Source organism: Streptomyces sp. NPDC093064, from assembly GCF_044754605.1.
GTDB lineage: Bacteria > Actinomycetota > Actinomycetes > Streptomycetales > Streptomycetaceae > Streptomyces.
Genome location: NZ_JBIVPK010000105.1, coordinates 1 through 9,569, shown reverse-complemented (window position 1 = coordinate 9,569; position 9,569 = coordinate 1). Strand labels below are relative to the sequence as shown.

Here is a 9,569-nt window from a genome sequence, read left to right as displayed (position 1 = left end):
TAGAAGCTGCCGAAGGGACCGCGTGACCTTCCGAGCCGTGGCCAACTCAAGCCCGCATCCGAAGCGGACATACCGGCTCAAAACGTCCTCTGAGAGGACGGGAAGACCCGGTCCACCTTGGCAAAGGTGCGGCCGTGCTTGACCGCCTTGTACTCCACCATGCCCACGAACGCGGACCACCCCGCGTCGTGCACGGACTTGGCGAGCCGGGTGCGCCCCAGACCGGACACCGCCAGGTCTTCCACATACACCGCTTGATTGTCGCGAATGATCTGCGTGGATGCCTTGTGGTGCCAGTCCCGGCGCCGGTCCGCCACTCTGGCATGCTGGCGAGCGACCTTGATGCGGGCCCTGGCCCGGTTCTTCGATCCCTTGGCCTTGCGGGACAGCTCTCGTCCAAGGCGCTTGAGCTTCTTCTCGGCCCGGCGCAGGAAGCGGGGGCTGTCGATCTTGCTGCCGTCGGACAGGACCGCAAAGGCGGACAGGCCCAGGTCAATCCCGGTGTCGGTCTCCAGGCCGGGGAGGATGTCCGGCTCGGTGTCCACGACGAAGCTGAGGAAGTACCGGCCGCAACTGTCTTTGGTGACGGTCAGAGACGTGGGTGCGGCCGGCAGCGATCGGGACCATTTGACCTTGAGATGGCCGACCTTGGCCAGGTACACCGTGCCGTCGTCCTGGAGGGAAAAGGCGTTGGTGTTGAGACGGATCGACTGCCGGGTGTCCTTCTTCGACTTGTAGCGGGGAGGACCGACCTTGCGGCCCTGCCGCTTGCCCTTGATGGAGTCGAAGAAGTTCTTGTAGGCGGTGTCCAGGTCCCGCAGAGACTGCTGCAGCACGACCGCCGACACATCGGCAAGCCAGGCACGTTCCTCGGTGCGCTTGGCCTGAGTGATGCGCAGTCGGGACAATTCCGCTGATCTCACATACGGCAGTCCCGCCGCGTGCGCTTCCTTCCGGTCACGCAGACAGTCGTTCCACACCACGCGGGCACACCCGAACGCCTGGGCCAGCGCACGACACTGGGAGGCATCCGGATAGGCCCGGTAGTTGTAGCGGAGCTGCACAACCAAGACCCTACCTACGATCGGTCAATTGGTCTCATGAATACATGAATACATGAATACACCAGACGGCTACAGACGTGGCAGGCATGTTGTTTCGGCGATGCATGTGCACTTGGTCTTTGTGACGGCGTACCGGCGCGGGGTGTTCAACGACGAGATGCTGACGCGCTACGAAGCGATCATGCGCAAGGTGTGCGAGGACTTCGAAGCGGAGCTGAAGAAGTCCAACGGCGAACGCGATCACGTCCACCTCCTGGTGCACTACCCACCCAAGGTCGCCGTCTCGAAACTGGTCAACAGTCACAAGGGCGTCCCGCTCGCCGGATACGGCTGCGGGTACCTCCCGGCCGAAGGCTGGGGGAGAGTCCACCGGCCAGATCAACCGCGCCGTCACGCACGGGCACCTGTGGTCACCCTCGTATTTCTCCGCATCATACGGCGGAGCACCATTGGCGATCGTCCGCCAGTACATGAGCAGCAAAAACGTCCGCTCTAAGGGGCACGTCAGAGCAGCCTTGAGATGCATTCATCCCCGGCGTGAACGACTCCGTTGGGTAATCCGCGAAGTGGGTGGTTCAGGCGGTGAGTTCGAGGCGTGCGAGGTGGGAGGTTCTGGTCCCGCCGAGCGGGGTCTCGTCCAGCCAGGCGTCGAGGCGTATGAGGTTGAGTGCGGTGGCGGCGAGGACGTTGCCGAGGTGGGTCTTGGCCAGCCCGGTGTAGCGGGTGCGGCGGATCCCAGTGCGGCGGACGGCTTGTGAGATGGTGCCTTCGACGCCGGCCCGGACGTTGTAGCGGGCCTTCCATTCGTCGGTTTGCTGCTCGGTGCGACGTTGCCACAGGATCTGTTGCTGCTCGCGGGGACGCAGGGTGAGGGTGCGGCCCCACTTGTGGTTTTTCGCGGTGGTGCAGTCGCCTCGCCGCGGACAGGGTGCGCAGTCCGCCGCCGCGAAGTGGACCTGGGTGATCGCGGTGCCGATGGGTCTGCGCTGGTCGGACCAGCTGACACTGGTCGTTCCTTGGGGGCAGGTGACCTGCTTCGCGTCCCAGTCCACGTGGAAGGCGCTCTGCGGAATGTGCCCGTCGGCGAGGCGTTCGTGGACGGTGTCCGCGCCGACCGGTCCTAGCAACTCGATCCGGTGCACGTCGCGGGCGGTGACGATGTGGGCGGCGGTGACGTAGCCGGCATCCACCACGTGCTCGCCAGGCGGTAACTCCCGTGCGGCCAGGCCCAGGTGGATCACCTCGGTCATCTCGGTGTCCGTGACCGTGGCGTCGGTGGTCGCGACATGGGTGATCAGGTGCGGGGCGTCAAGCTCGCAGGTCTCACTCAGGTGGGTCTTGAAGCCGACCCAGCCCGAGCCGCGTTTGGTGCCGTATCGGGCGGCGAGGTCGTAGGGCGAGGACAGGCGGTTTCTGGCCGGCGGGAGGTCCTTCGCCTCCCGCCAGCGCACCCCCTCCCCGTCGCGGTGGTACTGCTCGACCCAGGCCCGTCGCAGGACCTGGACCGCGGGGACCTCGCGCAGCCAGGTGGGCGCGTCGGGTGCGTAAACCGCCTGCAGGAGGCTGAAGCCGTCCCGGCCGACCTGCTCGGCCCACTCGGCTCGGGCGTTGTCGCCCTTCGGGAACCGGTAGGAGTCGATCCTGGCGCCGTAACGCTTCACCCAGTCCGGTGCGACTACCCCGGTCAGCCACTGTGGGGCGGCCGCGGCCAGCGACTCCAGCGCTGCCCGCAGGCTCTCACCGACGAACTCCATCCGATTCAGCGATCGCACCGCGGCCAGGACATGGGTGGAGTCGGTGCGCTGACGGCCACCCGCGCGCAGCAGTCCACGTGCACAGATCCGCTCAAGGACCAGGTCCAAGACCTTCTCCTCCAGCCCGTGCTCGATCAACCGGGCGCGGAAGTCGCTAAGAACCGTGAAGTCGAACCCCGGGTCGTCCAGCTCCAAGCCCAGGAGGAATTTCCAGTCCATCCGGGCCCGGACCTGGTCAGCGGCCTGCCGATCGCTGAGTCCCTCGGCATACTGCAACACCGACACCAACGCCAACGCCCCGGGCGAGACCGCCGGTCGTCCCCGCCGCGGGAACGCCTCGGCGAAGGACTCGTCCTCAAACAGCGGACCGAGCGCCTCACGGATGCGGATCGCCGGCGTGCCCTTCGGGAACGAGGCCCGCACCACCCGCGCGGTCAGATCCGGCACACCGACATCACGCCGCGACTCCAACGACATCCGACCCCCTTGATCGACGACAAGCCGATCCTGACAGCCCAGACCATCCGCCATCACCGAATTGCGGATTTCCCAACGGAGTCGTGAACGCCGGGGCTTTCTGCAAGAGCCCCGGTAAGTCAGACGCCACAGCCAGCGGCGGACAGGACTTACAAGCCTCGGACTTCAGCCCGAGGCAGTTGACACGTCGCATCTCGTACGTCGACGTACAGACCGGCAGGGCTACCTGTCCGGGCACAACGGTGTGCCGTCGACCCACGAGAACAGAGTTCACCGAGACTCGGACGAGCGCGTCAGGACGGCACTCGCCGGCGTCCCCGAAACAGTCTGAGCACGGCTTTCCTCTGCAACGAGGCCGCGCACGCGCTCCCGCTCATCGCGGCCCCAGGTCTCTTTGGTTGCGAGGATGCCGACGAGGCCGATCACGGCCGCGCCGAGGTAGAGCAGCGCAGCGCCTGGCCAGCCGAAGGTGCCCACCAGGGCGGCTGCGAGCAGTGGGGCGAAACCGCCGATGGCTGCGGCGACTTGGTAGCCGAGCGATGCGCCCGAGGTACGGGTCGCCGTGCGGAACTGCTCGGTGAGCAGGGAGCCCTGGGTTCCGGTGAGTGATGCGTGGATGAGGCCGATTCCGATGATGAACACCGTCACTACCAGGGCGGGTTGGGCAGAGTTGGTGAGCAGGTACATCGGGAAGGCGAAGAGGATCGCCGCAGTACAAGCCACTATGTAGATGGGGCGGCGGCCGATGCGGTCGGTGATCGCGCCGGCGAGGAAGGTGACCGCAATGGCGAGGATGCTGGCGGCGGTGATCGCGCCGAGGGCGACGGGCCGGAGGTCGGGGTGGCGTTCGGTGATGTAGTTGAGCAGGTAGGTTGCGGTGGAGTAGTAGGCGAAGGATTCGACGACGCGCAAGGCGATGACGCGCAGGATGCCGCGCCAGTCCTCGGCCAGAGTCGCGAGGAACGGGTTCTTCTCGGTCTTGCCGCTGGCCTGGGCTTCCTCGAATTCGGGGGATTCGGAGAGCCGGGAGCGCACGATCAACGCGACGATCACAAGCACGGCGCTGAGCAGGAAGGGGGTCCTCCACTGCCAGTTGCCGCCGAGGGTGTCACTCCACGCGAACACGCCGCTGGCCAGGGCAATGCCCAGGGGGTTGCCGGACTGGGGGATCGCGGCGAACATGCCGCGGCGGTGCCATGGCGCGTGCTCGTAGGCCATGGTGATCGCACCGCCCCACTCGGCACCGAACGCGAGGCCCTGGATCATGCGGATGGCCACGAGGAGGATCGGTGCGAGCACACCGACCTGTTCGTAGGTCGGTAGCGCGCCGATGAGGAAGGTGGCAGTGCCCATGACGACCATCGCCGCGACGAGGACCGGTTTGCGGCCGAACTTGTCGGCGAAGTAGCCGCCGATGGCGCCCCCGAGCGGGCGCATGGCGAAGCCGACTGCCAGGGTGGCGAAGGAGAGCAGGGTGCCGACGAACCGGTCGCTCTCGGGGAAGAAGACGGCCCCGAAGTAGAGCGCGGAGGCAGTGCCGTACGCAATGAAGTCGTAGTTCTCGACGCTGGTGCCGAGGGCAGCGGCGACCGCGGTCTTTACACGGTCCTTGGAGCCGAGCACGCTTCGTCGTCCGGCGGGGACGCTGGTGGGCATGGGAGTTCTCCTTGGGATGGGGGCCGCACGAGGGGGAGGCCGGATCCTTTGGCAGGGTGGTTTTGGGCATGACGAGGAGGCGCCCGCCGTAGTCGTCCGTGGGCAGGGCGTTCGGTGTCAGCGAAAGAGAGAGCTCACCCGCTCAAAGGGTGTGTGGGCGGCTTGTCAGGGGGCCGGAGTCAGGGCGTCGAGCGCATTGAGTTTGGCGACCCGGCGGCGGGTTTCTTCGTCGTCGTCGAAGACGGCACCGAGGAACTCACGGACGATCTCGGGCACGAGCGCGTGCGGGACCAGCCAGGCCCCCATGGCGATGGCGTTGGCGTCGTCGTGCTCTACGGCCTGGTGGGCGGAGTAGGGCTCGTGGGCGAGGCCGCAGCGGATGCCGGGCAGCTTGTTGGCGGCCATGACGGCGCCTTGGCCAGTGCCGCAGACGAGCACGGCGCGATCTGCGGAGCCGGTGAGCACGGACTCGCAGGTGGCGCGCGTGATGTCAGGGAAGTCGACAGGGTCGCAGCTGTAGGTGCCGCAGTCGATCACCTCGTGTCCGAGAGCCTCAATGGCCTGGCTGACGGTGTCTTTGAGCGCATATCCGGCATGATCTGCGCCGAGGGCGACCTTCATCGGCTGCTCCTTTCAGGAAAAGTGCACTGCGGTTCCGCTGGGGATTGGGTGGGGCCCAGTGCGTGGTTGGGTATCTGCGGGTGCGGCGGTGAGTGTGCTGTGCAGCATTGGCCGCACGCCGCAGGATTGTGTAGGTGTGGTCGATGGTGTTCGTGCCGAGGGCGCGATGGGCGCCGGGTGCCATCCCGGTGTGACGTGGCGCCTCCCGCGAGACGGCTCGGCAGCGAGTAGCCCTGTGAGCAGAGCTGCTGTGGCGGCGAGCAGCGATGTCAGCATGCGGGGTGAGGTCGCCGGCTGCCACCCTGTGTTCGTCGGTGCAGGCAGCGGCCCGGTTGGCGCGGTCACCTGTGCGTCCTGGCCGGGTGGGCCGTGGCGGCTTCGCCGGGACCAGGCCGGCGGCGGCATTCGGGTAGATGTCACCGCCGGCCGCCTACGGGCTCATTGGATGTCCCTTGGTGCCCGGTCGACGAAGGACGTGGGGATGCGCTGGCCGGTTGCGGTGCGTCCGGCGATGAGGTCGACGAGCCCGCGTACTCCGAGTCGGCCGATCGCCGAGGCGTCGTTTCGGACCGCGCTGATGGGCGGCGAAGCGAACTCGAACCAGTCGAGGTCGTCGAAGGAAACCACCTCGATACGGGCAGCCTGTTCTGTGCCGAGACGCTCGCGCAGCGCGCGTACGGCTCCCAGCGTGGTGCGACCGTTCACGCCGAAGACGGCGGTGAACGTGACGCCACTGTCGATGATGCGGCACATTGCCTCGGCCGCCCCGTCGACGAGGAAATCACCAGCGTCGAGCAGTCTGTCGTCGGAGTTGATGCCGTGCGCCTCGCAGCCGGCAAGGTAGGCAGCACGGCGCTCCGCACCGGTGGAGATCGTGTCGGGGCCGCCGATGAAGGCGACGTCGCGATGCCCTCGGCGCTGGAGCCAGGCGAGCACCTGCTCTACACCCTGCGTGTTGTCTGTGCCGTACAGCGGGGCGTCGATGCCCTCGATCGTGCGGTTGAGGAACACGAGCGGGAGCCCGGACGCGAGCGTGGCGGCAAGTTGCGGCGAGACCGCGCTTTGGGGCGCGAACAGCAAGCCGTCGATGCGCTGGGCCGCGAAGGTCTGGAGGTAGGCGTCGGCCTGTTCGGGATCTTCGTTGGCGTTGGCCAGCAGCACGGTGTAGCCGTGCTGGCGGGCTTCCTGCTCGGCGGCGTGTGCCAGTTCGGAGAAGAACGGGTTACGGATATCCGAGACGAGCAGCCCCAGCACATCAGTTCGGGCGCGCCGCAAGGAACGGGCGGGGCCGTTGGCGACGTACCCCAGCTCAGCCGCGGCTGCGAGCACGCGGGCCCGGGAGTCGGCCGAGGTCTGACTGCTGCCGCTGAGCACCCGGGACGCTGTTCCGAGCGCGACTCCGGCCCGTGCCGCGACGTCCTTGATCGTGACCATCTACCCGCACCTCCTCGTGGAAACGTTTCCATGACGGGAATGCATTTAAGATCGCACATCGACCGCCTCATGGGCAAGGGCCTTGGTGCGGGCACGCAGCCCGCGTGGGTGCGTGGTGTTCGGGCACGTGGTCAGGTGCCCTGGGCCAGGCGGGAAGGCTGATCCTGAAGTATCCGCGGATGCCTGCCACCGTGATCGCCGAGCGGATCGGCTGGGAACGGTCGTTGTCGGTGCTGAAGCGGCGGGTGCGCGAGTTGCGGCCGGTGTATCTGCCGGCGGACCCGGTCTCGCGGACGGCGTATCAGTCCGGCGAGCTGGCCCAGTGCGATCTGTGGTTCCCGCCCGCGGACATCCCGCTGGGCTTCGGGCAGAGCGGCCGCCCGCCGGTGCTGGTGATGGTGTCCGGTTACTCGCGGGTGATCGCCGCGCGGATGCTGCCGTCCCGGCAGGCCGCCGACCTGGTGGCCGGGCACTGGGACCTGCTGTCCGGGTGGAATGCGGTGCCGAAGGCACTGGTCTGGGACAACGAACCCGCCATCGGCCGCCGTCGCGAGGGGCGGGTGGTCCTCGGCCACGAGTTCGCTGCGCTGGCCGGGCTGCTGGCTTGCAAGGTGTTCCTGTGCCGGCCGCGCGACCCGGAGGCCAAGGGCCTGGTCGAGCGGGCCAACGGCTACCTGGAGACCTCGTTCCTGCCCGGCAGGGTGTTCACCTCCCCGGCCGACTTCAACACGCAGTTGGCCGGATGGCTTCAGATCGCCAACCGCCGGGTGCACCGCACCCTGGAGGCCCGCCCGGTCGAGCGGTGGGAGGCCGACCGGGCCGCGATGCTGCCGCTGCCGCCGACCGCACCGCCGCGCTGGTGGCAGACCTCAGTACGGATCGGCCGGGACCACTACATCCGCTTGGACACCTGCGACTATTCGGTCCACCCGGCCGCGATCGGACGGGTCGTGCGGATCGAGGCGGATACCGAGACGGTGCGGGCCCACCTGGACGGCCGGCTGGTCGCCGAACATGCGCGCTGCTGGGCCCGCCACCAGACGCTTACCGATCCCGACCACGCCGATGCCGCGGCCGGGATGCGCCACCGATACCGGCTGGCCGCCGTCGAGGCCGCGGCGGTGGAGGTCGAACAGCGTGAGCTGCCGGCCTACGACCGCATCTTCCAGCTGATCGAGGGCGGAGCAGGACAGGAGGACTGACGTCATGGCCACCCGCACCACCACGTCCCGGGACATCGCCGCCGAACTTGCTTTCCTCAGCCGCGCGTTGAAGGCGCCCGCCCTGCTGGACGCCGCGGACCGGCTCGCCGAACGCGCCGCCGCCGAGTCCTGGACCCATCAGGAGTACCTGGCCGCCTGCCTGCAACGTGAGGTCGCCGCCCGCGAGGCCCACGGTGTCGAGGTTCGGGGTCATCTGTCCAGGCAGGTACACGGTCACGTGTACAGGCGGCCGTACGCCACAGCGGAGGGGCCGCCCGATAGCCCGCCGCCTCTCACAGGTTGGGGGCCGCGGTCCAGAGTGGCCGCGTAGCGGCCATCGCGTCAGCGACGCCCAAAGGGCGCTCTTGACGGCGGTCACCGACCCGCACCATCAGCAGTCGGGCGGCCCCGGCCCGCCCACCAGGGTGGACACATGAGCCTGTACGTGACTGGTCAAATGACGTTGTACGTCGACACACGGCGGCGAGGGCCGCATCCGCGCGGCCCGTTTCCCGGCCCGCAAGACCCTGGAGGAGTTCGACTTCACCCACCTGCGCGGGCTGAAACGGGAGGCGGTGGCCCACCTGGGCACCTTGGATTTCATCACCGGCAAGGAGAACGTGGTCTTCCTCGGGCCGCCCGGCACCGGAAAGACCCATCTGGCCATCGCTCTGGGCATCCGTGCCTGCCAGGCCGGACACCGCGTCGCGTTCGCCACCGCCTCGCAGTGGGTCGACCGGCTGGCCGCCGCCCACACCACCGGCAAACTGCAGGACGAACTCCTCCAGCTCGCGCGCGTCCCGGTCCTGGTGATCGACGAGGTGGGCTACATCCCGTTCGAACCGGAAGCCGCCAACCTGTTCTTCCAGCTCATCTCAGGCCGTTACGAACGCGCGTCCGTGATCGTGACCAGCAACAAACCCTTCGGCCGCTGGGGCGAGGTCTTCGGCGACGACACCGTCGCCGCAGCCATGATCGACCGTCTCGTCCACCACGCCGATGTGCTCTCCTTGAAGGGAGACTCCTACCGGCTCAAAGACCGCGACATCGGCCGCACACCGAGCGCGGCGACCGGGTGAACAACACAACAGACGGGGTCAAAAGTCACCGACCCCAAAGGGGTCCAGGTTCAGGTTCTGGATCACTTTCCGTGCTGGGGCCACGGAGGGTCACCACAACCGCGATCATGAACGGCCGTGGGTGATGTCCTTTTCCAGGACCCGTGGTTCCACCGGGTCGAAGGTGTTGTGGTCGAAAGTGTCATAACCGACGGCGAGTTGGTGGTCGTGCGGGCTCGGACGGCTGCGAAGCGGGCTGCGTGTCCCGCGTGTGGGACGGCGTCGGTCCGGGTGCACAGCCGG

Annotated in this window: 6 protein-coding genes and 3 pseudogenes; 4 read left to right on the top strand and 5 right to left on the bottom strand. The window is 67.7% G+C overall.

Annotated features, from left to right (window positions below; genetic code table 11):
• Positions 1-89: 89 nt before the first annotated feature.
• Positions 90-1,064 (bottom strand): annotated as a pseudogene (locus ACIQFZ_RS42485) (RNA-guided endonuclease InsQ/TnpB family protein); the annotation flags it as partial.
• 52 nt (positions 1,065-1,116) lie between these two features.
• On the opposite strand from ACIQFZ_RS42485, the pseudogene tnpA reads away from it, so the two are divergent.
• Positions 1,117-1,377: pseudogene (gene tnpA, locus ACIQFZ_RS42480) on the top strand (IS200/IS605 family transposase); the annotation flags it as partial.
• A 262-nt stretch (positions 1,378-1,639) separates the two neighbouring features.
• Here the strand turns inward: tnpA and ACIQFZ_RS42475 are convergent.
• From ACIQFZ_RS42475 to ACIQFZ_RS42460, 4 genes are all read right to left on the bottom strand, one after another.
• Positions 1,640-3,295 carry an IS1182 family transposase gene (locus tag ACIQFZ_RS42475; RefSeq protein ID WP_402693889.1) on the bottom strand — a complete coding sequence of 552 codons (1,656 nt, stop codon included), beginning with the start codon at positions 3,293-3,295 and terminating at the stop codon, positions 1,640-1,642.
• 270 nt (positions 3,296-3,565) lie between these two features.
• Entirely contained in the window at positions 3,566-4,918 is a 1,353-nt protein-coding gene (locus ACIQFZ_RS42470; RefSeq protein WP_402693888.1) for an MFS transporter, read from the bottom strand.
• A 198-nt stretch (positions 4,919-5,116) separates the two neighbouring features.
• A complete protein-coding gene (locus ACIQFZ_RS42465; RefSeq protein WP_402693887.1) occupies positions 5,117-5,572 on the bottom strand; it encodes an RpiB/LacA/LacB family sugar-phosphate isomerase in 456 nt (151 codons plus the stop codon).
• Positions 5,573-6,010: 438 nt separating this feature from the next.
• Entirely contained in the window at positions 6,011-7,006 is a 996-nt protein-coding gene (locus ACIQFZ_RS42460; RefSeq protein WP_402693886.1) for a LacI family DNA-binding transcriptional regulator, read from the bottom strand.
• A gap of 104 nt (positions 7,007-7,110) precedes the next feature.
• Between ACIQFZ_RS42460 and istA the strand changes: the two genes are divergently transcribed.
• From istA to istB, 3 genes and pseudogenes are all read left to right on the top strand, one after another.
• A complete protein-coding gene (gene istA, locus ACIQFZ_RS42455; RefSeq protein WP_402693885.1) occupies positions 7,111-8,208 on the top strand; it encodes an IS21 family transposase in 1,098 nt (365 codons plus the stop codon).
• 4 nt (positions 8,209-8,212) lie between these two features.
• Positions 8,213-8,539: a hypothetical protein gene (locus ACIQFZ_RS42450; RefSeq protein ID WP_402693884.1), complete on the top strand. Its 327-nt coding sequence runs from the start codon at positions 8,213-8,215 to the stop codon at positions 8,537-8,539.
• Positions 8,540-8,693: 154 nt separating this feature from the next.
• Positions 8,694-9,287, top strand: a pseudogene (gene istB, locus ACIQFZ_RS42445) (IS21-like element helper ATPase IstB); the annotation flags it as partial.
• Between the last annotated feature and the right edge of the window lie 282 nt (positions 9,288-9,569).